Source organism: Aeoliella fuhlenseeensis (genome assembly GCF_052161615.1).
Classification (GTDB): Bacteria; Planctomycetota; Planctomycetia; order Pirellulales; family Lacipirellulaceae; genus Aeoliella.
In genome coordinates this window covers 5,321,729-5,348,164 of record NZ_CP197417.1, presented here as the reverse complement: position 1 = coordinate 5,348,164, position 26,436 = coordinate 5,321,729, and the positions used below count along the sequence as shown (strand labels likewise).

At 60.0% G+C, this 26,436-nt stretch carries 21 protein-coding genes; 18 read left to right on the top strand and 3 right to left on the bottom strand.

The features are described from left to right. The first annotated feature begins 2 nt into the window (after positions 1 to 2). From nusG to SH292x_RS20925, 13 genes are all read left to right on the top strand, one after another. Positions 3 to 983, top strand: a complete 981-nt coding sequence (nusG, locus tag SH292x_RS20985; RefSeq protein ID WP_442482984.1) for a transcription termination/antitermination protein NusG — start codon at positions 3 to 5, stop codon at positions 981 to 983. A gap of 164 nt (positions 984 to 1,147) precedes the next feature. Further along, the gene (rplK, locus tag SH292x_RS20980) at positions 1,148 to 1,573 is read left to right on the top strand and encodes a 50S ribosomal protein L11 (RefSeq protein ID WP_442482983.1); all 426 of its coding nucleotides are present in this window, start codon (positions 1,148 to 1,150) and stop codon (positions 1,571 to 1,573) included. An 84-nt stretch (positions 1,574 to 1,657) separates the two neighbouring features. Next, complete coding sequence (gene rplA, locus SH292x_RS20975; RefSeq protein ID WP_442482982.1) at positions 1,658 to 2,335, top strand: 50S ribosomal protein L1; 678 nt, start codon at positions 1,658 to 1,660, stop codon at positions 2,333 to 2,335. A gap of 63 nt (positions 2,336 to 2,398) precedes the next feature. Next, entirely contained in the window at positions 2,399 to 2,959 is a 561-nt protein-coding gene (gene rplJ, locus SH292x_RS20970; protein WP_442482981.1) for a 50S ribosomal protein L10, read from the top strand. 173 nt (positions 2,960 to 3,132) lie between these two features. Beyond that, entirely contained in the window at positions 3,133 to 3,546 is a 414-nt protein-coding gene (rplL, locus tag SH292x_RS20965) for a 50S ribosomal protein L7/L12 (RefSeq protein ID WP_442482980.1), read from the top strand. Between the two features lie 388 nt (positions 3,547 to 3,934). Further along, on the top strand, positions 3,935 to 7,657 hold the full coding sequence (gene rpoB / locus SH292x_RS20960; protein ID WP_442482979.1) for a DNA-directed RNA polymerase subunit beta: 3,723 nt from the start codon (positions 3,935 to 3,937) through the stop codon (positions 7,655 to 7,657). Between the two features lie 123 nt (positions 7,658 to 7,780). Next, complete coding sequence (gene rpoC / locus SH292x_RS20955; protein ID WP_442482978.1) at positions 7,781 to 12,160, top strand: DNA-directed RNA polymerase subunit beta'; 4,380 nt, start codon at positions 7,781 to 7,783, stop codon at positions 12,158 to 12,160. A gap of 141 nt (positions 12,161 to 12,301) precedes the next feature. Then, a complete protein-coding gene (rpsL, locus tag SH292x_RS20950) occupies positions 12,302 to 12,670 on the top strand; it encodes a 30S ribosomal protein S12 (protein ID WP_442482977.1) in 369 nt (122 codons plus the stop codon). Positions 12,671 to 12,788: 118 nt separating this feature from the next. Then, positions 12,789 to 13,259, top strand: coding sequence for a 30S ribosomal protein S7 (rpsG, locus tag SH292x_RS20945; protein WP_442482976.1), 471 nt, complete (start codon positions 12,789 to 12,791; stop codon positions 13,257 to 13,259). A gap of 235 nt (positions 13,260 to 13,494) precedes the next feature. Then, entirely contained in the window at positions 13,495 to 13,701 is a 207-nt protein-coding gene (locus SH292x_RS20940; protein ID WP_442482975.1) for a tautomerase family protein, read from the top strand. 52 nt (positions 13,702 to 13,753) lie between these two features. Next, the gene (gene fusA / locus SH292x_RS20935; protein WP_442482974.1) at positions 13,754 to 15,871 is read left to right on the top strand and encodes an elongation factor G; all 2,118 of its coding nucleotides are present in this window, start codon (positions 13,754 to 13,756) and stop codon (positions 15,869 to 15,871) included. 47 nt (positions 15,872 to 15,918) lie between these two features. Continuing rightward, a complete protein-coding gene (locus SH292x_RS20930; RefSeq protein ID WP_442482973.1) occupies positions 15,919 to 16,929 on the top strand; it encodes an exostosin domain-containing protein in 1,011 nt (336 codons plus the stop codon). Positions 16,930 to 17,139: 210 nt separating this feature from the next. Next, positions 17,140 to 17,976 (top strand): exosortase-associated EpsI family protein, encoded by an 837-nt coding sequence (locus tag SH292x_RS20925; protein WP_442482972.1) that lies wholly within the window; start codon positions 17,140 to 17,142, stop codon positions 17,974 to 17,976. Positions 17,977 to 18,066: 90 nt separating this feature from the next. Here the strand turns inward: SH292x_RS20925 and SH292x_RS20920 are convergent, their stop codons facing one another. Next, a complete protein-coding gene (locus SH292x_RS20920; protein ID WP_442482971.1) occupies positions 18,067 to 19,161 on the bottom strand; it encodes a DUF1559 family PulG-like putative transporter in 1,095 nt (364 codons plus the stop codon). Positions 19,162 to 19,743: 582 nt separating this feature from the next. On the opposite strand from SH292x_RS20920, the gene fae reads away from it, so the two are divergent. Continuing rightward, complete coding sequence (fae, locus tag SH292x_RS20915; RefSeq protein WP_442482970.1) at positions 19,744 to 20,241, top strand: formaldehyde-activating enzyme; 498 nt, start codon at positions 19,744 to 19,746, stop codon at positions 20,239 to 20,241. 294 nt (positions 20,242 to 20,535) lie between these two features. Next, positions 20,536 to 21,408 carry an NADP-dependent methylenetetrahydromethanopterin/methylenetetrahydrofolate dehydrogenase gene (locus tag SH292x_RS20910; protein ID WP_442482969.1) on the top strand — a complete coding sequence of 291 codons (873 nt, stop codon included), beginning with the start codon at positions 20,536 to 20,538 and terminating at the stop codon, positions 21,406 to 21,408. Between the two features lie 16 nt (positions 21,409 to 21,424). Here SH292x_RS20910 and SH292x_RS20905 read toward each other — a convergent pair whose 3' ends face one another. Further along, complete coding sequence (locus tag SH292x_RS20905) at positions 21,425 to 21,889, bottom strand: hypothetical protein (RefSeq protein ID WP_442482968.1); 465 nt, start codon at positions 21,887 to 21,889, stop codon at positions 21,425 to 21,427. A 96-nt stretch (positions 21,890 to 21,985) separates the two neighbouring features. On the opposite strand from SH292x_RS20905, the gene SH292x_RS20900 reads away from it, so the two are divergent. Next, positions 21,986 to 22,549 (top strand): hypothetical protein, encoded by a 564-nt coding sequence (locus SH292x_RS20900; protein ID WP_442482967.1) that lies wholly within the window; start codon positions 21,986 to 21,988, stop codon positions 22,547 to 22,549. A gap of 5 nt (positions 22,550 to 22,554) precedes the next feature. Here SH292x_RS20900 and SH292x_RS20895 read toward each other — a convergent pair whose 3' ends face one another. Continuing rightward, positions 22,555 to 23,100 carry an NUDIX hydrolase gene (locus tag SH292x_RS20895; protein ID WP_442482966.1) on the bottom strand — a complete coding sequence of 182 codons (546 nt, stop codon included), beginning with the start codon at positions 23,098 to 23,100 and terminating at the stop codon, positions 22,555 to 22,557. 866 nt (positions 23,101 to 23,966) lie between these two features. Here SH292x_RS20895 and egtB point away from each other — a divergent pair. Both egtB and egtD read left to right on the top strand, forming a co-directional pair. Continuing rightward, the gene (gene egtB / locus SH292x_RS20890) at positions 23,967 to 25,256 is read left to right on the top strand and encodes an ergothioneine biosynthesis protein EgtB (protein WP_442482965.1); all 1,290 of its coding nucleotides are present in this window, start codon (positions 23,967 to 23,969) and stop codon (positions 25,254 to 25,256) included. 44 nt (positions 25,257 to 25,300) lie between these two features. After that, positions 25,301 to 26,269 (top strand): L-histidine N(alpha)-methyltransferase, encoded by a 969-nt coding sequence (gene egtD / locus SH292x_RS20885; RefSeq protein ID WP_442482964.1) that lies wholly within the window; start codon positions 25,301 to 25,303, stop codon positions 26,267 to 26,269. The last annotated feature ends 167 nt before the right edge of the window (positions 26,270 to 26,436 follow it).

The window sequence follows — 26,436 nt, the reverse complement described above, 5'->3', positions numbered from 1 at the left end:
GCGTGGAGAACGAAGCCGAAAAACTGCAGCGCGAAGCACTGGCCGAATCGGCGTCCGAGGGGACGCACGACCGGGATACCTCCGCGCCAGCTAGTCCGGTGGAAGGCGACCCCGCGGACGACGGAACGGCTCTGGCCCGCGGCACGGCCGGCGGCCTGAGTGAGAATGTCGATGGCGAGATGGAAGAGGTGCTCAATACCTCGGAAGATCCCGAGGCGGCTCGCGAAGCCCTTGAAGACGCCGAGCGCGTGCTCGAAGACATGACCGGCGATGACGACGAGCCAGACGACGAAACTCCCTCCTCCGACGACACCGTGATGGAGAATATCGTCGATGAATCGTCCGAAGAGGATTTCGACGAGATCGACGACGAGGACGAAGCAAACGCCCAGCCCGTGCGGACTACCCCTCGCGGCCCTATCGAACTCGATGTGCCCGAAGAGGAAGAGATTAAGCTCGAGTGGTACATCCTCAAGGTTCAGAGTAACCGCGAGCGATCGATCGCCGACGCCTTGAAGCGGAAGATTGCCATCGAAGGGCTGGACAAGCTCTTCGGTCAGGTGCTGGTTCCGACCGAGAAGGTCACCGAGTTCAAGGGCGGCAAGAAGAAGATCGTCGAGCGGAAGCTATGGCCGGGCTACATCGCCGTCCAGATGCACGTGAACGACGATACCTGGTTTGCTATTCGCGAAACCTCGGGCATCGGCGACTTCACCGGTTCAGCCGGCAAGCCAAGTCCGATGCAGCCGAACGAGATTGCCCTGATCCTGCAATCGGACGTCGAGGTGGCTGAAGAAGCCCCGAAGCTGGACATCAAGTTCAGCCCCGGCGACAAGGTCAAGGTCATGGAAGGCAACTTCGAGAACTTCGAAGGCGAAGTGAGCCAGATCGACGAGGCTCATGGCCGGGTCACCGTGATGCTGAGCATCTTCGGCCGTCCCACGCCGGTGGAGTTGGAGTACTGGCAGGTCGAGGTAATCTAGGCCAAACAGCCTCTCTAGGCTAAGCCGCAAGCGACAGTTGGGTGTGGTTTTTGAAAATCACACCACCCCCCTTCCCCTGTTTCCCAACTGCGGGTACAAAACAGGGCTCGGCAGTTGCCGAAATTCAAGCCTAATAGATACTTTATCCCCACTGCGTTACGGTCATGGCCAAGCAACTCGTTGCCAAGGCGGCATTTCAGATCCCGGGCGGACAGGCGACTCCGGCTCCTCCTGTGGGTACCGCGCTAGGTAAGCACGGCATCAACCTGGGGCAATTCGTCCAGGCATTCAACGAAGCCACTCGCGAAGCGAATGGCATGATGATCCCCGTGGTGGTGAGCGTCTACAACGACCGCTCGTTCGACTTCATCACCAAAAGTCCCCCCGCCGCTGTGCTGCTGAAGAAGGCGGCTGGCTTGGCGAAGGGCTCTGGCGTGCCGAATAAGACGAAGGTGGGTAAGGTTAGCAACGCTCAGCTCGAAGAGATCGCGACCACGAAAATGGCCGATCTGAATGCCCGTGACTTGGAGCACGCCGTGCGAATGATCGCCGGCACTGCACGCAGCATGGGCTTGGTTGTTGAAGGTTAAATCGAAGTCATTTTAAACGTGGGACGTCCGGCCGTAGTGGTCGCGGCGGTTTGAACCACACTTCCCGCGAAAGGGGGAAGCAATATGCCAAAGCTCTCTAAGCGACTGAAGTCGGCTGCTGCTAAGAAGCCGAAGACCGCGCTGCCTCTGGCTGAGGCGGTGAACGCCCTGAAGGGGTACGACAAGCCGAAGTTCGACCAATCGGTCGAGGTGGCGATGCGACTTGGTGTCGATCATGCCCAGGCTGACCAGATTGTCCGTGGGTCGATTGTCCTGCCTCATGGCATCGGCAAGGATCAGCGGGTGGTGGTGTTCGCCAAGGGTCCTCAGGCTGATGCTGCTCGTGCAGCGGGTGCGGACGAGGTGGGTGACGACGAGCTCGCCAAGAGGATTCTTGGCGGCTGGACTGACTTCGATGTCTGTATCGCCGCTCCGGACATGATGAAGGTTGTCGGTCCGCTTGGCCGTGTGCTCGGTCCTCGTGGTTTGATGCCTTCGCCTCGTGCGGGTACCGTGACTCCGGACGTCGGCAAGACGGTCGAGGAGTACAAGGCGGGTAAGGTCGAGTTCCGCAATGACAAGGGTGGTAATATTCACGCCATCGTCGGCAAGCTGAGCTTCGATTCCGAGAAGCTGGTTGAGAACGTTCAGGCGTTTGTCGACCGGATTGTCAGCGTCAAGCCGTCGGCCGTGAAGGGCGTGTACGTCAAGTCGGTGCACTTGAGTGCCACGATGAGCCCCAGCGTGATGGTGTCTATCTAGTTCGCGAATGGCTAAGTCGGTGCCAGGTGTGGCACGGCAGGCCCTTACCCCCTACAGATTGCCATGAGCAAGCCAGTTAAACAGTACATCACCAAGGACCTGCAGGGTCGTTGGGAAGGCGTGAACGACGCCCTGCTGGTCGATGTTGCCCTGCTGGAGGCCAACGACGCGGTGGCCCTGCGGAAGCAGCTTCGCGAGAAGAATATCCACATGCTGGTCGTCAAGAACAGCCTGGCTCGGCGTGCCAGTGAAGGCACGCTGCTCCGCCCGGCGTTCGATGGTGCCAGCGGTAACACGGCCGTGATCTGGGGTGCTGAGGACATTGTGTCTTTGGCCAAGGAGGTCACGAAGGTTGCCAGCACCAAGCAGTTCGAGAAGCTGAAGGCCAAGGGCGGTGTGATGGATGGCTCGAAGCTGTCCGCCGACGACGTGAAGGCTGTCAGTAAGTGGCCAAGCCGCGGTGAGCAGCTCAGCATCCTGATGGGCCAAATCCTGTCGCCGGGTGCCAAGCTTTCGTCGCAGCTTCTTGCAGGTGGTGCAAATCTGGCGAGCCAGATCAAGCAACTAGGCGAGAAGGATGGCGACGGTTCGAGCGAGCCTGCGGCTGAGGCGGCAGCGGAGTAGAGCTGACTTGGTTCAGCTCTCGAAGAGAAAAGACATAGAACGGAAGAATTTCCGTATTTGCGAGCGGTTTCGGCGCAGCCACGGTAGCGATTGCCAAGCCCACATAATTATCCAGATCCAGTCCACTTTTGCGGCCCTCCCGCCGCACACCCAGCGAGAAAGGGAACGTTACCATGAGCGATGAAGCAGCCGTTGCCGAATACTCCGAGACCACCAAGCAGCTCGGCGAGAAGATCATTGGCCTGACTCTGAAAGAGGCCAAGGAACTCAGCGATTATCTGAAGGACGTCCACGGCATTGAGCCGGCTGCCGGCGGCGGTGCCATCATGATGGCGGCCCCTGCTGATGGCGGCGGTGCTGCTGCAGCCGAAGAGAAGACCGACTTCGATGTCATCCTCGAAGGTTTCGGCGACAAGAAGATCGGCGTGATCAAGGTGATTCGCACCATCACGGGCCTCGGCCTGAAGGAAGCCAAAGACCTGGTCGAAGGCGCTCCGAGCAAGGTCAAGGAAGGCGTCTCCAAGGAAGATGCCGCGAAGATCAAGGCCGAACTGGAAGAAGCAGGTGCTACCGTCTCGGTCAAGTAGTTCGGCGGCCCGCCCCAGCGGCGGGCAGCTGCGCGTCTTGATTCGGAACTGTGTGGGTGGTGTACGTACCCCGGGTGCTAGCATTGCTGGCTCCCCGGGGTTCGGCGATTGCCTATTTAAGCAATTTTTATGCCACCCAGGTGCCCAAGGGGGCTGCGACCTGGTATAACTACTGGTCCGCAGCTCGCGTTTGCCTGCTCTCTCCCCTCGGCTGATTGCATGAGCTTTCCGTCCCTGGCCTTTCCATCCGCCCTTACGGTGAAGTGTGCCGGAGCCTGCTGCGCGCAGGTCGCGCACCTCGGGTGGCTCGCTGCGCCCGACGCTCCGGCTGCGTCCCTCTATCGACTTCCTACGGACCCTTGTGTCCTAGCACTGGAGTAGATTCGCCATGGCTGTGCCTGCGCAACGTCGTCTCGAAACGCCCGTCGTCCGCCGCTTTGGCGGCGGCCGCGATCCGCTGGAAATTCCGGATCTTACTCAGATCCAAACCGCCAGCTACGCCCGCTTCTTGCAGTACTCGGGAAGTGGTGCGCCTACGCAGAAGCGTAAGGACGATGGTCTGGAAGCGGTTCTGCAGGAAATTTTCCCCATCGAGAGCTACGACAAGTCGATCAACTTGCAGTACCTCCATTACGAACTGGGGAAGCCGCGCTACGATCCGGACGAGTGCCGTCAGTTGCGTTTGACCTATGGACGGCCGTTCCGTATTTGGCTGCGCCTGAATAAGGGCGACGAGCCGCTGGACGAAGAGGTGTACCTGGGCGACCTGCCCATCATGCTGGGTGGTGGCGAGTTCATCATCAACGGTGCCGAGCGCGTCGTGGTGAGCCAATTGCACCGCAGTCCTGGTATCGACTTCGTTAGCGAAATGGAAGCTGGCGAGCGTAAGGTCTATAGCTGCCGCGTGATTCCCGAGCGTGGAAGCTGGATCGAAGTCAACACCACGAAGAAAGACAGCATCACTGTCCGCATCGATCAGAGCGGCAAGTTCTCGGTGATGACGCTGCTTCGTGCGATGGACCCGAAGTACTCGCTCGATTCGGATATCCTCCGTGCGTTCGCCGAAACCACCAAGCAGAAGATCGTCGATGGCCGCAGCGCCACGAAGATCGAAGGCAAGGTGGCGGTCGACGACATCGTCTATCCAGTTGGCAGCGATCGCGCCGGCGAGATCATTGTCGAGTGCGGCAATAAGATCACCAAGAACACGGCGGAGTTGATCTGCACGTCGGGCGTGAAGTCCGTCGAGATCATGGAGCCCCCGGCGACGCCGCATCTCCTTAATGCGTTGGCGGACGACGTCACTGCGAGCCACGAGGAAGCACTGCTGCGTATCTACCAGCGGCTTCGTCCTGGTAATCCCCCGCAGCTCGAGAAGGCGCGGACTCTGTTCCACGAGAAGTTCTACGATACCAATCGCTATCGCTTGGGTCGCGTGGGTCGCTTCCGTATCAATCGCAAGCTCGATATCAACGTGCCCGAGACGGAGATGATTCTCCGCCCCGAGGACGTGATCAACTCGGTGTCGTACATTCTCGGTCTTGCCGCTGGTGAGTCGGAGTACCACGTCGACGACATCGATCACTTGGGCAATCGCCGGTTGCGTACGATTGACGAGTTGGCGAGTGACGAACTTCGCAAGGGCTTCCTGAAGCTTCGCCGCACCGTCCAGGAGCGGATGAGCCTGAAGGATCAGGAGGACATGACTCCTCGCAGCCTGATCAACCCCAAGAGCATCTCGGCGGCCATCGAGTATTTCTTTGGCCGTGGCGAGCTCTCGCAGGTCGTCGACCAGACCAACCCGCTGTCGATGCTCACTCACGAGCGTCGTCTATCGGCCCTTGGCCCGGGTGGTTTGAATCGCAAGCGTGCCGGCTTCGAAGTGCGTGACGTTCACATTTCGCACTACGGTCGTATCTGTCCGATTGAGACGCCGGAAGGTACGAACATTGGTCTGATTTCCAGCTTGGCGATGTATGCCTCGGTGGACGAGTACGGCTTCCTGATCACGCCCTACCGCGTGATCAAGAACACCAAGCTCACCGACGACATCGTTTGGTTGCGTGCCGACGAGGAGCACCGGGCTTACGTGGCCTCGGCCGACTCGCCGATTGAGAACGACAAGCTGAAGGGGGACACGATCGTCGCCCGCTTCCACTCCGACTTCGTGCTGGTTCCGACCGACAAGATCGAGTACATCGACGTCGCGCCGAGCCAGATGATCGGTGTGTCGGCCGGTCTGATTCCGTTCCTCGAGCACGACGATGCCAACCGCGCGCTCATGGGATCCAACATGCAGCGCCAAGCGGTGCCGCTGTTGGTGGCCGAGCCACCGGTGGTGGGCACGGGTCTTGAGAAAGACGTCGCGCGTCATAGCGGTATGCTCGTTCGCGCTGGCCACAAGGGCACGGTGACCTACGTTGACGCCGAGCGCATCGAGATTGGCCCCGAGGTTCACAAGCTGCGTAAGTTCGTTGGTCTCAACGAGCGTACCTGCCAGAACCAGAAGCCGATCGTCAAGCCGGGCGACAAGGTCGAGAAGGGCGATGTAATCGCCGACGGTGCCGCGACGTTCAAGGGCGAACTGGCGCTGGGTCGCAACGTGCTCGTCGCCTTCATGTCGTTCGAAGGTTACAACTACGAAGACGCGATCATCCTGAGCGAAGAGCTGGTACAGCGCGACACCTACACTTCGATTCACATCGAAGAGTTCGACGTCGAGATCCGCGAAACCAAGCTCGGTCGCGAAGAGTTCACGCGTGACATTCCCAATGTCAGCGAGAAGATGCTTCGTAACCTCGACGAGAGCGGTATTGTCCAGATCGGCACCTACGTCGAGCCGGGCGATATTCTCGTGGGTAAGGTTTCGCCGAAGAGCAAGACCGAACTGACGCCGGAAGAGAAGCTACTGCACGCCATTTTCGGTCGTGCCGGCGAAGACGTGAAGAACGATTCGCTCGAAGTTCCCTCGGGCGTCGAGGGCATCGTGATCGACACGCAGAAGTTCTCGCGTCGCATGAGCCTGTCGGAAGACGAACGGAAGGAATTCGAGCAATCGCTGAAGGTTGCCGAGACCGAAGGAAACGAAGCGATCGCCGCTGCGTTCACCGGCTTGGTAACGGAACTCGAAACGGTTCTGGGTCGCAAGCTGACCGACGACGATGGCAACTCGCTGGTCCATGGCCAGGATCCCAAGTTCGTCGCCGAGCAAGCCCAGACGTTCAAGCTCGATGCGATTGACGTTCGTAGCCCCGACAAGAAGAAGCTGCTCGAGAAAGCGTACAAGCAGTATTGGACCAGCGTCGAAGAGGCGATGGACGAGCGGGACCGCAAACTCAACAGCATGAAGCGTGGCGACGAGCTCCGCAGCGGCGTGTTGCAGATGGTGAAGGTCTACATTGCCACCAAGCGAGTGATCTCGGTGGGTGACAAGATGGCCGGCCGCCACGGTAACAAGGGTGTGATTTCGAAGATCATGCCGATCGAGGACATGCCGTTCCTCGAAGACGGCACCCCGATCCAGATCATGCTCAACCCGCTGGGCGTTCCGAGCCGTATGAACGTGGGTCAGATTCTTGAGACCCATCTCGGTTGGGCTGGTGCCAAGCTCGGCTTCCGGGCTGTGACGCCAGTATTCAACGGAGCGAACGAAGACGAAATCAACGATTGCCTAGTGCAGGCCGGCTTGCCACGCAATGGCAAGGCTCGCCTCTACGACGGTCGCACCGGCGAACCGTTCGAACAGACGACCACCGTTGGTTTCATCTACATGCTCAAGCTGCATCACTTGGTGGACGACAAGGTCCACGCCCGCAGCACAGGCCCGTACTCGCTGATCACCCAGCAGCCGCTCGGCGGTAAGGCTCGGTTCGGCGGTCAGCGTTTCGGCGAAATGGAAGTGTGGGCCCTCGAGGCCTACGGTGCCGCTTACATTCTGCAGGAACTGCTGACGGTGAAGTCGGACGACGTCGAAGGGCGTACGAAGATTTACGAGTCGATGGTCAAGGGCGAGAACACGCTGGAAGCCGGTACGCCGGCGAGCTTCGACGTGCTCACGAACGAGATCCGCGGCCTGGGTCTCAATATGCAACTCGAAAAGCGACAGATTTGATTTAACGCAGAGAGTCCGCCTTTCTCACGCCGCGCCTTGCTAATGCGAAGCGATGAGAAAGGTACCACCCGTTCTTTGCGACTTCGCGCCTCGGCGTGAAATAAATTTTCCAGGAGTTTAAGTATGAGCCTGCTCGAAACTTCCAACTTCGATCGCATCAACGACTACGCCTCGGTCAAGATCAGCCTCGCCCGGCCTCATGACATCCGTAGCTGGTCGTTCGGCGAAGTGAAGAAGCCCGAGACCATCAACTACCGGACCTACCGTCCGGAGAAGGATGGTTTGTTCTGCGAGCGGATTTTCGGCCCCGAAAAGGACTGGGAGTGCGCCTGCGGTAAGTACCGCGGCATGAAGTACAAGGGCATGATCTGCGACCGCTGCGGCGTGAAAGTGACGCACAGCCGGGTGCGTCGCAAGCGCATGGGCCACATCGAGCTCGCCGCGCCGATCGTGCACATCTGGTTCTTCAAGGCCATGCCGAGCCGCCTTGGTTCGCTGCTGGCGATGAAGACCACCAGCCTGGAGAAGGTGATCTACTTCCAGGACTACGTGGTTACCAATCCCGGCAACACGCCGCTGAAGCCACAGCAACTGCTGACCGAAGAAGAGTTCCGCGCCGCTCGCGAAGAGTACGGCGAAGGAGCCTTCGAGGCCGACATGGGTGCCGAGGCGATTCGCAAACTGCTGGGTGCGCTTGACCTGGTGAAGCTGTCCGAGCAACTTCGCATTGACTTGCGGGATACTGGCTCGAAGCAAAAAGCTAAGGACCTGATTGGCCGCTTGAAGACGGTCGAAGCCATTCGCGACTCAGACAACAAGCCTGAGTGGATGGTGCTCGACGTGATTCCGGTCATTCCGCCCGACCTTCGTCCGTTGGTGTTGCTCGATAGCGGCAACTTCGCGACGAGCGATCTCAACGACCTCTACCGTCGTATCATCAATCGCAACAACCGCCTCAAGAAGCTGGTGGACCTCAACGCTCCTGAGGTCATCATTCGCAATGAGAAGCGAATGCTGCAGCAGTCGGTCGACGCCTTGTTCGACAACAACCGCTGCAAGCGTCCTGTGCTCGGTAGCTCGAATCGCCCGCTGAAGTCGCTTACCGACATGATCAAGGGTAAGCAGGGCCGGTTCCGCGAGAACCTGCTCGGCAAGCGTGTCGATTACTCGGCACGTAGCGTGATCGTGGTTGGTCCGAAGCTGAAGCTGCACCAGTGCGGTCTGCCTAAGAAGATCGCGCTCGAACTGTACCAGCCGTTCATCATCCGCCGGCTCAAGGAGCTGGGCCACGCCGACACGATCAAGTCGGCGAAGAAGATGCTGGAGCGCAAGGACGAAGAAGTTTGGGACATCCTGGAAGAGGTGATCACCAACCACCCGGTGCTCCTCAACCGTGCCCCCACGCTGCACCGCATGGGTATTCAGGCGTTCGAGCCGATCCTGGTGGAAGGCAACGCGATCAACCTGCATCCGCTGGTGTGCAAAGGCTTCAATGCCGACTTCGACGGCGACCAGATGGCAGTCCATCTGCCGCTGTCGATCGAAGCCCAGGTGGAAGCCCACACGCTGATGATGTCGACGCACAACATCTTCAGCCCAGCCAACGGTGCCCCCATTATTAGCCCGTCGCAAGACGTGGTGATGGGTTGCTACTACATCACGATGAACGTTCCCGACAGCAAGGGTGACGGCATGGTGTTTAGTAGCATGGAAGAGGTCGAGATGGCCTACGCCTCGGGCAAGGTTGCCACGCACGCCAAGATCCGAGTTCGCCTGCCGAAGGACCGCTGCCTCCGCGAGGAGATGAATCAGCCCGGTTCGAAGGGCAAAGTGATCAACACGACCGTTGGTCGCGTGATCTTCAATATGATCCTGCCCCAAGGCATGCCGTTCTACGACGTTGCCCTGCGGTCGGGTCAGTTGTCGCGCGTGATTAGCGACTCGTACGAGTTCCTCGGCCGTCGTCAGACGATTGACCTCTTGGATGACATGAATCGCCTGGGCTTCCGTCAATCGACGCTCAGCGGTTTGTCGTTCGCCACGGACGACCTCGTCACGCCGACGACCAAGGAGAAGATCCTTGCCGAGGCGGAGAAGGAAGTTCTCAAGCGTAATAAGCTGTACCAACGCGGTATCATCACCGAAGGCGAACGCTATAACGGCGTGCTCGACGCGTGGACTCATGCCCGCGAAGAAATCACCGCGGCGATGATGTCGGCCCTCGAAAGCGACTTCCGCAAAGACGGCTACGTGAACCCGGTGTACTTGATGGCGCACTCCGGTGCTCGTGGTGGTGTCGAGCAGATGCGTCAGCTCGGTGGTATGCGAGGTCTGATGGCCAAGCCGAGCGGCAAGATTATCGAGACTCCCATTAAGGCCAACTTCCGTGAAGGCCTGACGGTGCTCGAGTACTTCAGCTCGACGCACGGTGCTCGTAAGGGTCTGGCCGATACGGCTCTGAAGACGGCCGACTCGGGTTACTTGACCCGTAAGCTGGCGGACGTCGCACAGAACGTGGTGGTCACGCTGCACGACTGCAAGACGACCCAAGGTATCACCAAGGGTATTATCTATCGCGGTGAGAAGGTCGAAGTGAGCCTCGCCGACTCGATTAAGGGTCGCGTGAGCCGCTCGAACATCGTCAACCCGATCACCGACGAAGTGATCGTGAGCGAGAACGCCCTGATCACCGGCGATATCGCCCGGAAGATCGAAGAGCTCGGCCTGGAGAAGATTCAGGTCCGCAGTGCGATGACTTGCGATGCCGCTCTCGGTATTTGCCGTCTGTGCTACGGCATGGACATGTCGACTGGTTCGCTGGTCGAAGAAGGCATGGCCGTCGGTATCATCGCTGCTCAGAGTATCGGCGAACCGGGAACGCAGCTAACGATGCGTACGTTCCACATCGGTGGTGTGGCGTCCGGCGACGTCGAGAAGAGCGACATCAAGGCCACCAAGGACGGTATCGTCAAGTACGCCCGTCTCAAGGCCGTGGTCAACGCCGAGGGTCAGCAAATTGTGCTGGCTCGTAACGGCGAACTGTCGCTGGTCGACGAGAAGGGTCGCGAAATCGAGAAGTACGACGTTCCGACCGGTGCGCACATCATGTTCGATGAAAACGCGACCGTGAAGAAGGGCGACGTGCTCTGCGAATGGGATCCTCACTCGATTCCGATTCTCGCCGAGACGGGTGGTAAGATCCGCTTCGAGGACCTGATCGAAGGCGAAACCATTCGCTCGGAGAAGGAAGCCTCAGGTCACACTCGTTACATGGTGATCGAACACAAGGGCGACCTGCACCCGCAGATCGTGGTGGAAGATCCCAAGGACGGCAAGATCCTCGACTTCTACTACATGCCCGAAAAGGCGTACCTCGAAGTCAAAGAAGGCGATGTCATCACGCCTGGCTCGGTGCTCGCCAAGACGCCCCGCGAAGCCGGCGGTACGCAGGACATCACCGGTGGTCTGCCCCGCGTGACGGAAATCTTTGAGGCTCGCAAGCCGAAGGATCCGTCGGTCATCGCCGAAATCGATGGCGTGGTGGAGATCATGCAGGAGAAGAAGCGTGGCAAGCGCTCGATTATCGTTCGCAGCGAAAGCGGCATCGAACGCGAGCACTTGGTAACGCAGAACAAGCATCCTCGCGTCCACACTGGCGACATCGTCAAGGCCGGCGACTCGCTGGTCGATGGCCCGCTGGTGCCGCACGATATTCTGCGTGTCTCGGGCGAAGAAGCCCTGCAACAGTACCTGACTCGCGAAATTCAAAACGTCTATCGCAGCCAGCGCGTCGATATCAACGACAAGCACATCGAAATCATCGTCTCGCAGATGCTGCGGAAGGTGAAGATCGAGTCGCCCGGCGATACCGATTTGCTCCCGGGTAGCGTGGTCGACAAGTACGACTTCCGCCTGGCGAACGACAAGGTCGCCCAGTGCCTGAAGATCTCGGACAAGGGCGACAGCGACTTCGAAGTCGGTGCCATTGTTCCGAAGGACGTCCTAGAGCAAGCCAACGCCCAGATCGAAGCCCTCGGCGGAGCCCTGGCGAAGGGAACCAAGCCGAAGAAAGCCACGGCAGCCACCCAGCTTCTTGGTATTACCAAGGCGTCGGTGCAAAGCCAAAGCTTTATCTCGGCAGCCAGCTTCCAGGAAACCACCAAGGTGCTCACCGAGGCGGCCCTCGCTGGCCGTACCGACCACCTGGTTGGTCTGAAGGAAAACGTGATCCTGGGTCACCTGATTCCGGCCGGTACTGGTTTCCGGTCGATTCAGGAGTCGGAAGTTCGCATCCGCCCCGAAGCCCTCGAAGCCCTGGCGGCCGAGAAGGCCTCGCTGCTGGAGCGGAGCTTCCCGCTGCTGGAATCGGGAGCCAGTTTGGACGTGCTCAATGGCGACCTGCACCCCACGGTCGGCACCATTCCGAGCAGCCTCGACGCCCTGTTAGGGAACGATCCCGAGCCGACTCCGAGCGAGGATTTGGGTTCGGATTCCCTAGATTAACTATTATGCCGGCCTAGGCGGAAACACGCTCGCCCCCAGTGGGCGAGGTGCCCGTTGACGGGCGGAAAAAAGCCCCTATATTGAGTGGTTCTCCACAGTGTGGAACTGCTCACTGTATTCAACCTAAAGCGTGTCCTTAGAATGCCCACGATCAACCAACTCGTACGCAAGAATCGCAAGGCGAAGCGGAAGTTCTCCAAGTCGCCGGTGCTCGAAAAATGCCCGTTCAAGCGCGGCGTGTGCCTGCAAGTGCGTACGATGACGCCCAAGAAGCCCAACTCGGCACTGCGAAAGATCACCCGCGTGCGGTTGTCGAACGGCAAGGAAGTCACCGTGTACATCCCGGGCGAAGGTCACTCGCTGCAGGAACACAGCATCGTGCTGGTCCGTGGCGGTCGTGTTCGCGACCTCCCCGGTGTGCGCTACCAAGTGGTCCGCGGTGCCCTCGACACGTTGGGCGTTAAGGGTCGTAAGCAAAGCCGCAGCCGCTACGGTGCGAAGAAGAGCTAAGCGTGAATGCCCAGTGGCGAATGACCAATGACCAAAGCAGAGGTCTTGGTGGTTCCCAAGTTGGGCAGACGAACAAATCATTGGTCATTCGTTAATTGAGAATTGGGAATTCCCCACTATGGGTCGTATCACCGCCAGCCGTAAGCAGATGAAGCCGGATCCGATTTACGGATCGCTGCTCGCCTCGAAGTTCATCAACTGCCTGATGCACGACGGCAAGAAGAGCACCGCCCAGCGCGTGTTCTACGATGCTCTGGACCTCGTCAAAGAGCGCCTGCCAGACGTCGAGCCGATCGAAGTTTTCACGCAAGCCCTTGAGAACGTGAAGCCGGCGATCGAAGTTCGCAGCAAGCGCGTTGGTGGTGCCGCTTACCAGGTCCCGATGCAGGTCAATCGTACCCGTCAGCAATCGCTCGCGATTCGCTGGGTGCTGATGGCCATCCGCGACAAGAAGGGCCGCCCCACGCACATGAAGCTGGCCGACGAGCTGGTGCAAGCTTACAACCGCGAAGGCACCGCGATGACTCGTCGCGAAAACGTTCACCGCATGGCCGACGCCAACAAGGCGTTCGCCCACTTCGCCTGGTAGCATTCTCCCGAATTGCCACCTGCCGCTTAATAGGGCCAGGGGCTGAGGACATGGGTTCGGTAGAGAACCCTAGTCCCCGGCCCCTGGCTTTTTTATGCGCTGGTTAGCAACCCCTGGCTGTCGCACTCGCGTCGCTCGTCTTCGCTGATCCTAGGCCCCCAGCACCCGGGCTGCGATCGTGGTAGAATCGCCATTCTGCCCCGAGTACCCGTTCAATTGCGTGTGGGAGCCCCTCGTGCCTTACGTCAACGTGAAGATCACCAAGGAAGGTCTCACGCGCGAGAAGAAGGCAGCGCTCGTGCGCGGGATCACCGACCTGTTGGTCGAAGTGCTCGGCAAGCGGCCCGAGCATACGCACATCGTCATCGACGAAGTCGACGACGAAAACTGGGGATACGCTGGCGTGCTGACCGACGAGTACCGACAACAATCCAAAGCCTGAATCAACTGCCCGTACCAATTCGCCGGCCCGCCCGGCGTCCTGCTGACACACCATGGCCATCGACCTCACCAAACTACGCAACATCGGCATCATCGCGCACATCGATGCCGGCAAGACGACCGTCACCGAGCAGATGCTTTGGGCGAGTGGGGCGAAGCACCGCGCGGGGGCGGTCGACTCAGGGACGACTACCACCGACGACGATCCCGAAGAGGGCGAACGCGGCATCACCATTTATTCGGCGTGCGTGCAGTTCCCGTGGAAGGACGTGAAGGTCAACTTGATCGACACGCCCGGTCATGTCGACTTCACGGCCGAGGTCGAGCGAAGCCTGCGAGTGCTCGACGGTGCGGTGGTCGTGTTCAGCGCCCGTGAGGGAGTCGAGGCGCAGAGCGAAACCGTCTGGCGGCAAGCCAACAAGTACGGCGTGCCTCGCATCGCGTTCATCAACAAACTCGACCGCGAAGGGGCCGACTACTACGCCGTGCTCGACGAGATCGAGAAACGCCTGGGAGCGCACCCGGTCCCGATTCAGATCCCGGTAGGGCAGGGGCCCGCGCATACCGACACCCCGTTCCGTGGCGTGATTGATCTGGTGCGGATGAAGATGCTGACCTTCCCCGGCGGCAAGGAAGACCTTCGCATCGAGACTCTCGACGTTCCCGAGGACGTGCTGCCCGAGGCCCAGCTTTATCGCGAGCGGCTGCTCGAGTCGCTGTACGACTTCAGCAACGAACTGATGGAACTCGCGCTCGCCGAAGAAGAGATTCCGGAGAAGCTAATCCACAGGGTGCTCCGCGAGGCGACCATCGCCCAGCAAATCCAACCGCTGCTTTGCGGTTCGGCACTTCATGGCATGGGAGTGCAACCATTGCTCGACGCCGTGGCGGCGTACCTGCCCAATCCGCTGGAGATGCCACCCGTGGTTGGCACCGACCCCACGGCCAAAGTGAAGGACGACGAGGAACCGGCGAAGATCATCCGCAAGCCAGACCCCAAGGAGCCGTTCTGCGCCCTGGTGTTCAAGATCCTGCCGTACAAGACGGGCGACCTCTACTGGATTCGCATCTACTCGGGCGAGCTGAAGCCTAACAGTCGCGTGCTGAATCCCGGCAAGGACAAGAAGGAAAACGTCGCTCAGCTTTGGCGCATCCACGCCTCGAAGAAAGACGAGCAGCTCACTGGCGCGCAGGCGGGCGACATCTGCGCGGTGATTGGCCTTCGCGACAGCATCACGGGCGACACCCTATGCGATACTCGCGAGCCGATTCTGCTGGAGTCGATCGAGTTTCCTGACACGGTCATCTCGATGGCCATCGAGCCCGAGAGCACGGCCGACAAGAAGAAGCTTGCCGAAGTGCTCGACATGCTCCGCAAACAGGATCCGACCTTCGCAGCCAAAGACAACGAGGAGACAGGCCAGACCATCATCAGTGGCATGGGCGAATTGCACCTCGAAGTGATTCAGCACCGCCTCGAACGCGACTTCAAACTCAACGTGAAGGTCCATCGCCCACGGGTCAGCTATCGCGAAACGGTCGATCACGCCGTCGAGGTGACGGGCGAGTGCTCGCGGCTGATCAACGGTGCCCAGCACACCGCAGCGGTGCGGCTGAAGGTCGAGCCGTTCGTCGCCACCGGACCGCTCGCCGCGCACGCTCCGCCGGTAATGGTTTCGGTCGATCCCAATCATGGGCTCCCCAATCACTTTTTGAACGTCGTGGTCGAAGAACTCGAGAACGCCACTGCGGGTGGCGGAACCTTGGGCTTCCCGTTGATGCGGCTCAAGGTCACGGTGCTCGGTGGCGATGTGCACGAAACCGACTCGACCGACATCGCGTTCCGCACCGCCGCGAGTTTGGCGTTTGATCAAGGCTTGCGCGACGCGGGCGAAGTGCTGCTCGAACCGATCATGAAGCTCGAACTCTCGACTCCCGCCGACCACGTCGGCGATCTTGTCGGCGACCTGCAGCAACGTCGGGCGATTATTCATCAGACCGAATCGCGAGGATCCGACACGGTGCTCCACGCCGAAGCACCGCTTGCGAACTTGTTTGGTTACTCTAGCGCCATGCGTAGCCTCAGCCAGGGTCGCGCTGGATGCTCGATGACTCCCAGCGGTTATGGCCCCGCGCCGGACGAAGTCGTGAAGAAGTTCCTAGGCGAATAGTCATCGGCTCGTAAACATCGGCTAGTTAACATCGACGGGCGGGTGCCATGATTTCACTGCACTTCTTCGGTCACCAACCGGACGATTCGACGATTGCTTTGGCGCAGGCGCTCGGTGTCGGCAGCCGCGAAGACACTCGCAACGCGGCCGAAGTCGGTAAGTTCGAACAGCTGTTAGCCGAAGCCCCCAAGCACTGGCGCGTCGCGCCGCTCGAAGAGGCGGACGTGGTGATCCTGTCGGTTGCCTACGAAGGAAATAGCGAGTCGATGCCAGAGGTCGCTCGGGCGAGAGAACTCGGCAAACCGGTCCTGTATTTCAACCCTCGCGACAACGTGGCCCCCCTGCCCGCCCACTACGGCACGCTCTATCGCGATTCGTTCGAGGCCCACACTCGGCTGCCGCACGAAGAGGCGATGCCCGCCTTTTCGAAGGACTTCTACGCCGAGGGCCGCGAGTTCGCACCCCGCGAAAAGCAGTCGCAGCCTGTCGTCGGATTCTGCGGCTTCGTGGGGACCGCATGGTCGCGGCTGCTCTATCACCTGCAGCGAAGGAAGCAGAAGGTTCTTGGTCTAGAGCTCCGGCATCGCGCTCTCCGAGTGCTGGAGCGGACGTCCGGCGTGAAGACCAACTTCATTTGTCGAAGCCAGTTTTGGGGAGGCACGGTTAGTCGTCGAGGGGCGGCCGAGCCGCAAAGTGTCCTGCAGGTACGCAACGAGTACCTCGACAACATCATCGACTCCGACTACACGCTGTGCGTCCGCGGGGCGGGCAATTTTTCCTACCGGTTTTATGAAACCCTGTCGCTCGGGCGAATTCCCTTGTTCATCAACACCGACTGCGTGCTGCCGTTCGCGGACGCGATCGATTGGCGGAAGCATTGCGTTTGGGTGGAGAGTTACGAGATTCCCCAAATCGGCGAAATCGTCCGGCAGTTCCACGACCAGCTCGCACCCCAGGAGTTCGTCGCTCTCCAGCACGCCAACCGCCAGTTGTGGCAGGATTACCTCCGTCCGCTGGAGTGTTACCAGCACATCCTTCACCGCACCTTGGCGAGCTGAAGCCCCCGCCCACGGGTGTCCGAACCCTTAGGCTGTGCCGTTCGTACCAATTATTCGAGGTCCCCGCGCGCCCCGTCCGCCAGTGGCTGGTCGCGTTGCTTGACACCCCCCGGCTTGCCGCCTACCGTGGAAATCTCGGGGGCTTTGCAACAGGCGGTCTCCTGACACCTCCTCCATTGTGTTAACCCGCTCCCTCTCAGGCGTTTACGAATGCTCAAGTACCTGCCCTTCATCGTCGTCGGCCTCATCGCCATTCCACTTACCGTCAAGCAGTGGCAGTTGATGGACTGGGTCTGGGGCGCCAATACCCCGGCTCTTCAGTGTGCCTACCTGCTGGAGACCGAAATCCCCCGAGAGATTGGTGACTGGGTGGGAGTCGACCAGCCGGTGGACGAGAAGACGCTGCGGACCGCTGGTGCCGACGGCTACATCAACCGCGTCTACACCAATCAGAAAACAAAGCAGCAGGTGGCCGTTTGGTTTATCGTGGGCCACTTCCGCCAAGTGTCGCAGCACACTCCCACCGTCTGTTACCGCGCGGCCGGTTACAACCAGTGCGAAAAGCAATCGACCTACAACTTCGAGATCGAAGACATTCCGACTTCGCAGTTCGCGACCACCAAGTTCCATCGTCAGGATGGTGGTGCGGATAACTACGAGCGCGTGTTCTGGGCCTGGTGGAAGCCCGAGAAGCTGGAAGAAGGACAGTCGGCCGCCGATGTGAACATCGCCTGGAGTGCTCCGGAAGATCCTCGCCTGAAGTTTGGTTTCTGCCGCGCTCTCTACAAGCTCTACTTCACCTCCGCAGCAGGTCGCGACCAAACGCCGGACGACACCCCCTGCATCGAGTTTGCTGAGCTGTTCCTTCCCATCGTTCATGAGAAGCTACGCGAGAGCGGCATGATGATGGCAAACGAACAACTGCCGCCAGACGCCGAGCAAGTGCTGAAGCGGATGCGCGACTCCAACGAAGCCAAGCCTGGCGAGACCGTCACCCCGGAAACCGGCGACGTGACCGACGACGCCCCCGCCGAAGACGCAGCCTAAACTGCGATAACTACGAACGCCAAACAACTAGGGCCGCCGAAGTCGAAGACTTCGGCGGCCCTTTGTGTTGGTGCTTAGCGAGTGGGTTGCTTAGAACTGATCGCTGGAGACGGGAGGCAGTTGGGCATCGCGTGGGTTGTTAGGTCCAGGTCCGCCGGGCTGGAAGTAGGAGCGCCGGGAGTTCGTGGTCATGATCTGGCCGTACACAGTGGGATCCAGCGTGTCGAGCATGAAGGTCACTCGACCATCACCAAATGACGTGTTCACGCCACCTGGATGATTGCTGGAAGGATAGGCGTTACAGTCGGTTAGATCAGTCATGTTCAATAGCGGGGGAACTTCAGCGGGGATGCCGTTGATCTTTTGATAACCTTCCGGGCATGCACTTACAGGTCGGTTGGACCACTGAAATCCAAACCACCGACCGTCGTCCTTCAGAATGTCATTCTTGTCCTGGGAGAACTGTGTGGGCTGGTTGCTATCGTCCGTGTAGGTCCAGTAGAAGTTGTTTAACCGTTCGCTGACCATCACCGTGTTCGAAGCACCATCGTTGGCCATGTAGCTAATGGAAACTTGTGGTGGTTTGTTCGGCTTGTTGTTGCTGCCTATTTCGCGTCCGTCTGCAGCACCCGAGGGGATAGCATTCATATTGACGCTGCGATCCACGAAAACTCCGTTAGCGGCATTTTCAAAGATATCGGGACGAGTGGGATCTCCACTCATCTGGCCCGAGTTGCCGACGTACGCGCACCACGGGAAGCCAGGAACCTCGGGGGGGCTGCTAGGGCACTGGAGTACCTCGAGTTCAGGGATACTGGCCGCCGGGTTGTTAAAATTGTTCCAATTGTCCCAAACGGCTGGCTGTTCCATGTAAGGAAACAACATGACTATCCAACTCGCCTGACGTGCCGTCCCGTACTGGCCGCGGGCATCCTTTTGGCTCCGAACGTCTTCAAGGTCGTTCACGTAACCCGGCAGGTGGTTGCGGGTGGAGTCGAAGTTGGTCAGCGCGAGGCCGAGCTGACGCATGTTGTTTTTGCAAGTGTTGTTGCGGGCCGACTCACGTGCCGCTTGCACCGCCGGTAGCAGCAAGGCTACCAGCGTTCCGATGATGGCGATGACCACCAAGAGTTCGACGAGCGTGAAGCCGCGGGGGGAGCGGCGGGGCGATAACGAGTGCCTCATGTTCTTTTCTCTCTCCTTGTGTTGCGCGGGCTCGATCGGCCACGCGCAGGCGTTGGTTCAACAGGCCTTCCGCTTACCGTGTTGCCCACGCGGGTGCGGCCTCAGTCTCGGTACGTTTTCTGGTCCGGTGTTGGTCGCCCTAAGGAGCTCTACGAACAGGGCCCAGCGAGCTGGGAATCGAAAAATAAAAACGGTTGCAGCGTCCGTTCGAGGTGGCGACCAACGCCTCGGCCGGGCTGCGTCGTGGGGCTCGCACCATCGCGAGCCAAAAACAAGGTGGTGGTGCCAAGAGTGCGTACACTCCGCCCGCCACCTTAAATTGTCGCAAAACTAGGGGGTCCTGTCCAGAAATAGAAGTTGCGATTCGAGGCAGGTCGCTTGAATAAACGCCCCATTTTGGTATTCTCCCTGACAGTGGTGTGGACGCCCGGCATCGGATCCGCCGGCCTGGTTCCATCCGCTATTCGCCCAAAACAGCCCCATTTCTTCCTCAGCTGGCTGTTTTTACCCAACTTCTTGGGACTGGCGGCACAACCAACGGCTGGCCGTATCACTTAAACCATCCTTCAAGGAGAAATCGGAATGTCCATGTTCATCGGCGAGGCACTTGCAGGCGACGGCAACGAAATTGCCCACATCGACCTGTTGATCGGCAGCAAGGACGGCCCCGTGGGCGTCGCGTTTGCCAACGCCCTGGCACGTCAGAGCGAAGGCCACAGCAACCTGCTGGCCGTGCTCACCCCCAACCTGGCCGTGAAGCCCGCCACCGTCATGGTGACCAAGGTGACCATCAAGGGCATGAAGCAAGCCGTCCAGATGTTTGGCCCCGCTCAGGCTGCCGTGGCCAAGGCCGTTGCCGATAGCGTGGCAGATGGCGTAATCAAGCAAGGCGACGCCGAAGACCTCGTGTGCGTGTGCGGTGTGTTCATTCACCCCCAAGCCGACGACGACAAGAAGATCTACGACTACAACTACGAAGCCACCAAAATGGCCATCAAGAACGCGATGGAAGGCAAGCCCTCGGCCGCCGAAATGGTCGCCGGCAAGGACGCAGCCGCCCATCCGTTCCGCGGCTTCTAGTTTGAGTTGAAGGAAATGGTTGGGGGTGGGAGCAACTTGTCAGTTTGCTCCCGCCCCAACTTTTACTACAACTGTGGGAGGGCTCTCCGAGCCCGATTTCTTGCCGAGGGTGATGCTAAGTCCTTCGAGTGAGTGGAGAGTCATCACCTCCGCTAGCCCCCACCCCGGCCCTCCCCCCGAAACGTCGTTGCATCGGGGCTTATGAGAAATTGACCATCCATCTGGCAACGACTTGGGGGAGGGAGGCAAGAGCTTCGCTCTTCCACAGGTTTTGCCCACACGGACGCCGATTCCATGCCCGCCAAGATCCTCCTCTGCCTCGATACCGATCCGCAGCCCAGTGTGTTCGACGCGGTGGTGGCAGTGGATGCTGGAGTCGACCAGTTATTCCGGCATAGCAACATCACGCCCGACGTAGTGCGTGACCTCGTGTACGGAGCCATCTTCACCCGCTCACCGGCAGAGCTGAAGAACACGGCGATCTTTGTCGGCGGCAGCGACGTTACCGCGGGTGAAAAAGTTCTCGCTACGGTCGACAAGACTTGCTTCGGACCGATGCGCGTCTCGGCGATGCTCGACTCCAACGGCTCGAACACTACCGCGGCTGCTGCGGTGATCGCCGCGGGGCGTCACGTCGATTTGTCGAAGTCGACGGTCGCGGTGCTCGCAGGCACAGGCTCCGTGGGCAAGCGGATCCTGCGAATGCTCGCCGACGACGGAGCGAACATTCGGCTTGGCTCGCGGTCCCTCGAACACGCCGAGCGCGTGGCCGAAGAAATCCGCCAGCAGTCGCCCACCGCCAAAATCGAGTGCCTGGTGACCACCGACGACGCCGGGCTTCGCCGCTCGCTCGATGGCGCGAACGTAGTCATCGCGAGCGGACCTCCCGGCGTCGAGCTCTTGCCGCAATCGATTCGCGACGAGTTCCCGAACCTTGCCGTAGCGATCGACCTTAACGCTGTCCCTCCGCTGGGCATCGCGGGCATCGAAGTGGGCGATAAACGCAAAGAGCAGGGCCGCACCATTTGTTACGGCGCGATCGGCGTTGGGGGCACAAAAATGAAAATCCACCGCGCGGCGATCCAGAAGCTCTTCACCACCAACGACTTGGTGCTCGACGCGGTGGAGATTTACGAGCTCGGTAAAGAGCTCGACTCCGCGAAGTGAGTGTTGCTCACCAATCCTACGGGCTCAGCATCAGTAGCACGATAAACGTCACCAACAGCGCGACCGCCGAAAACACGGCAATCGCGATCCGCATCTTCACTCGCAGCTTCGCCTTCTCCTCGGGCGAGAGCTTTAGCAACTCGGCATCGGAGACACGCTGGCGGGCTGGCTCGGGAGCTGGTTTCTCTCGCTTGGCTCGCGGGGCGATCGGAGCGATCTCAGGCACGACCACCGCGTCGACTTCGGAGTCTTCCTCGAACTCCGCGGAAATTGCGGAGGGAGTCGCCACCCATTCCGCTGGATCCTCGGTCACCCGCGGTGCCGGCGGCGGTGGAGGAGGTGGTGGCGGAGGCGGGGGTGTTGCTGCCTGCAGCAATCGACCGCAGTGCGGGCAGGTGGCCGAGGTCACCACGCCCAGCGGGCTGCCACAGTGGGGGCAGGGACGGGGCGGCGGAGGAGGTGGTGGGGGCGTGGTCGACATGGCGGTTCCATCCTAACTGGTCGAAGTCGACTTCAAAAGCGATAATGGCCCCTCCCCCTTCCATCTCCAACGTCCCCGCACAGAACTCGCCTCGCCTTGGCCAAGAAACGACGACCTTCGCGCCCCAATCAACGCCCCAAGCCAAGTGGCGATTCGAATTCTGTTGCGCTCACCCCTACGCCCGCCGGTGATGGGTGGATTCTTCGGCATCCGCGGTGTGCCCGCGATCGCGCCGAGGACATCGAGGAAGTCGGCATCATGATCGACGCCGGCGAGCTCGAAGTCGCCCGCGACGAACTGCAGTGGCTCCTCTCGGGCTGTACCGATTGTCTCGATGCTCATTTGCTGCTCGGCCAGCTCGCGCTCGACGGGCAGAACGACTACGAGCTCGCCCGAGGTCATTTCGGCTATGCCTACCAACTTGGTTTCCGGGCGTGGCGACGAGCGGGCGAACCCACTCCGGTTCGCTACTCGCAGCTTCCCAACCGCGGATTCTTCGAAGCGGGTCGGGCACTCGCCTGGTGTCTCGAAAAGCTCAACAAGCGAATCATGGCCGACGAAGTGGTCGAGGTGCTCGTGAAGCTCGACCCCGAAGACCCGCTGGGCTGCCGGCGGATGCTCGCCGAGCTACGGGACACAGGATCGCTGCCGATGCTGTGAGGGAGCTATTGAAGCCGCTGTGCCACCAGATGCAGTGCTGCGAGCAACTTGAAATCCGCTCCGTCGCCCTGCTCCAGGCGATTCGCGATCCAGGCGTCGGCTTCGGCGAGGGGGACTTCGTGGACCACGATCGACTCCGATTCGTCGCCGCCGCCGGTGCCCGTCTTCCGAACGTTCGCGGCAAGGTACAGCGTGACCGACTCGTTGGTCAGCCCCGCGGATGAGTACATCTCCACGAGGTGCGTCCACTCATCCGACTCGTAACCTGTCTCTTCCAAAAGCTCGCGCTGCGCGGCGACCAAGAGCGGTTCGTCGGCGACTTCGGGAAGGTCCCCGACGAGGCCCGCCGGAATCTCAATCACTCGCCGACCCACCGGAATGCGGTACTGCTCGACGAGGATGATATTGCGATCGGGCGTCACCGCGACAATCCCCACGGCCGCCTTCGCGACAGTCCGCGCCGCGTACTCCCAGTGCCCCTCGGCCACCAAGGCCAGGTGCTTGCCGCTGTAAAGCGTGGTCGGATGCGAGTGGTGATGCGTGTCGTGCATGAGTTTTGGTCCTAAAAGTTTCGTGCCATTAAACCCGCTCGCCGATCGACTCGCAACTAACACGAGTTGCCGAAGGGAGGTAATGTCGCGATTCGCGAATATCGCAACGACTGCGACATTATTATTTTCCCGCCCTTTGGGAGTTGGTCGTAAGCGTTTTTGCAGGCACAAGTTGCGAAGCAACTCCCAAGCACTCGTTCGGAATAAAGTCGCAGCGCGAATCCGCAGGTGCGACTTTATTCGATGTAGGCCGGGTCAAGCTCCGCGCCGACCCGGCTCTTTACGCCTTGCCCCGCGCGCGTACGCCGATCGGCTCGCCAAGCTTCTCGCCTGCCGTTTTTCTTCTAGTTTTTCGAGTTGCCAGAGAACATGTGTCCACTACTTCGGTGAATATGCACATCAGAACACACCCGAAGCGCGCTTTCTAGTCACATTCTGGAAAAAAGTGGAAATAGTTGGGTACCCGATTTCCAGGGGTTTTCTCGAAGAATCGAGCCTGGGGCATGCTCTTGTTTAATGCCCAGCCGTAGACGCCGGCTACGCCTACCAATTCGCATCGCGTTGAATGGTCTCTAGGGGTTTTTGGCGCTGGTGAGGTGTTTGAGGTGGGTTGGGTGGCCGGCCGATTTCCTCGGGGCGAACCGCGAGGCGCCGCCATCGGCGCGGAGCTTGCCCCGGCCTACTTTTATTGCTCGCTGGTCGCTGGCCACCCAGGCTAGGCCCCGAACTGGTGCCTCGTTGACCACCCCGCTGGTCTCTAATTGGGCGAAATTTTGCCATCGGCCTAATGTTCCAGGTTGGCACGCAATGTGCCAATTACGGCTGGACCCCCGAGTCGTTTCGATACCCGCACGAGTTTTCCCTCCATGATCAGCGCCGCCGACACCCTTGAACCAATGACGACGTTGGCCCCTTCGTCGGTCATGGGGCTCCGCGAGCATTACCAACGGGTTCGCCTGCAAACGCAGGCGATCTGCGAACCGCTCTCGCCCGAGGACTGCGCCCTGCAGTCGATGCCCGACGCCAGTCCTGTGCGTTGGCATCTGGCGCACACCACGTGGTTCTTCGAGACGTTCGTGCTGAAGAACGCGGTGCCCAGCTACAAACCTTACAACCCCGCTTACGAGTACCTGTTTAACTCTTACTACAACCAGGTCGGCAAACAGTTTCCGCGGGCGCGGCGTGGGGTGTTGTCGCGGCCTGGGCTCGCGGAGATTTTTGAGTATCGCCAAGCAGTTGACGCGAGAATGTCCGAGTTGCTGGAAGATAGCGATACTTTGCCTCGTGAACTGCTCGACGTGGCCACCCTAGGCCTGCATCACGAGCAGCAGCATCAGGAGTTGATCCTGACGGACATCAAGCACCTGTTGTCGTGCAATCCGATGTGGCCCGTGTATCGCGAGCGAACGCCAGAGGTCGCCGCCACGCCTGCGTCGATGGACTGGATCGAGGGTCGCGAGGGAATCCATGCGATTGGGTACGTGGGCGAAGCGTTCGCTTACGACAACGAAACGCCTCGGCACGAAGTGCTCCTGCAACCGCATGAGCTCGCCTGGCGACTGGTAACCAACGCCGAGTTCTTGGAATTCGTCGAAGACGGTGGCTACCAGCGTCCTGAGTTTTGGTTGTCGCTCGGTTGGAACACCGTGCAGGCAGAACAATGGAATGCTCCGCTCTATTGGCTGAAGCAGGACGGCATTTGGAATCAATTCACGCTGGCTGGGATGGCTCCGCTCGAACCGCATGAACCGGTGTGCCATGTTAGTTTCTTTGAAGCCGATGCGTACGCTCGGTGGCGCGGTGCGCGGCTGCCGACTGAAGCCGAGTGGGAACTGGCGGCCATCGAAACCGAAACCGCGGGCAACTTCGTCGAGAGTGGACAGTTCCACCCCGTGCCTGCCAATCCGGCGGCTCGCGGAATGCAGCAAATGTTCGGCGACGTATGGGAGTGGACGGCTAGCCCCTACACCCCCTACCCCGGCTATCAGCCCGCCCCCGGCGCGATTGGCGAGTACAACGGCAAGTTCATGTGTAACCAGTACGTGCTGCGTGGCGGTTCGTGCGCGACTTCCGAGTCGCACATTCGTCCGACTTACCGCAACTTTTTCCCGCCCGACGCGCGTTGGCAATTCAGCGGCATTCGACTCGCTCGATAAAACCTCACACTCAGGACCCTTTGGCAGAGTTCACAGGAAACAAGATGGTCATCTCATCCCCCCTCGAACGTCTGAACGCATCACACCGAGACACGTTTCGCAAGGACGTTATTCAGGGCCTCCGCATGCCTCAGAAAACCTTGCCCAGCAAGTACTTTTACGACCAGCGCGGAAGCGAACTGTTCGATCAGATTTGCGAGCTCCCGGAGTACTACCCGACGCGGACCGAAGTCGAGATCATGCGACAGCACGCGGCGGAGATCGGCGAGCGGATCGGCCCGAACAGCATGATCATCGAGCTCGGCAGCGGCAGCAGCATGAAGACCTCGTGGCTGCTGGAGAACACGCCAAGGCCGGTCGCCTACGTGCCGGTGGACATTTGCCGGGAACATTTGGCGGCGGCTGCCGCGAGGATTGCCAAGCAGTTTGTGGAGATCGAAGTGGCCCCGATCTGCGCGGACTTCAGCACGCCATTTTTGCTACCGGTCACCGAAACACGCATCGCCCGGCGAGTGGTGTACTTCCCGGGCTCGACGATTGGTAACTTCCGCCCGGAGTCGGCGAGACAACTGCTGAAGCAGATGGCAAAGCTCGTCGGCAAGAACGGCGCGATGGTGATTGGCTACGATCTCGACAAGGACCCGCGCGTGCTGGAGCGGGCGTACGACGACGCGGCCAAGGTGACCGCTGAGTTCAACAAGAACTTGCTGCGGCGGATCAACAACGAACTCGACGCCGACTTCGCGATGGACAAGTTCCATCATCGTGCGCTCTACAACCCCGTGCAGCACCGCGTGGAGATGCACCTGGTGAGTGGGCAGGAGCAGCGGGTGGCGGTGGATGGCGAGGAGTTCGATTTTGCCAGCGGTGAAAGCATCCGCACCGAGCTCTCGCATAAGTACCGCATCAATCAGTTTGGCCGGCTTGCCCAAGCCGCCGGTTTCGGAGAGGGCACGGTGTGGACCGACCCGCAGCAGCAATTCGCGGTGGGTTACTACCCGGTGGCGTCGTAGCGAAGAGTGTAGCTAAGGAATAGGACTCGGATAACGCGGACTGGGCAGGATTTGCCGCGGGTTTCGTAGCCCCGGATACACACAGATTCGCACGGACGAAGGAAGAATTGTGGGTGAACCCGCGTCTCGCCAGCGGGGTCGTGAGTGTGTAAAATGAAACCCTCAGC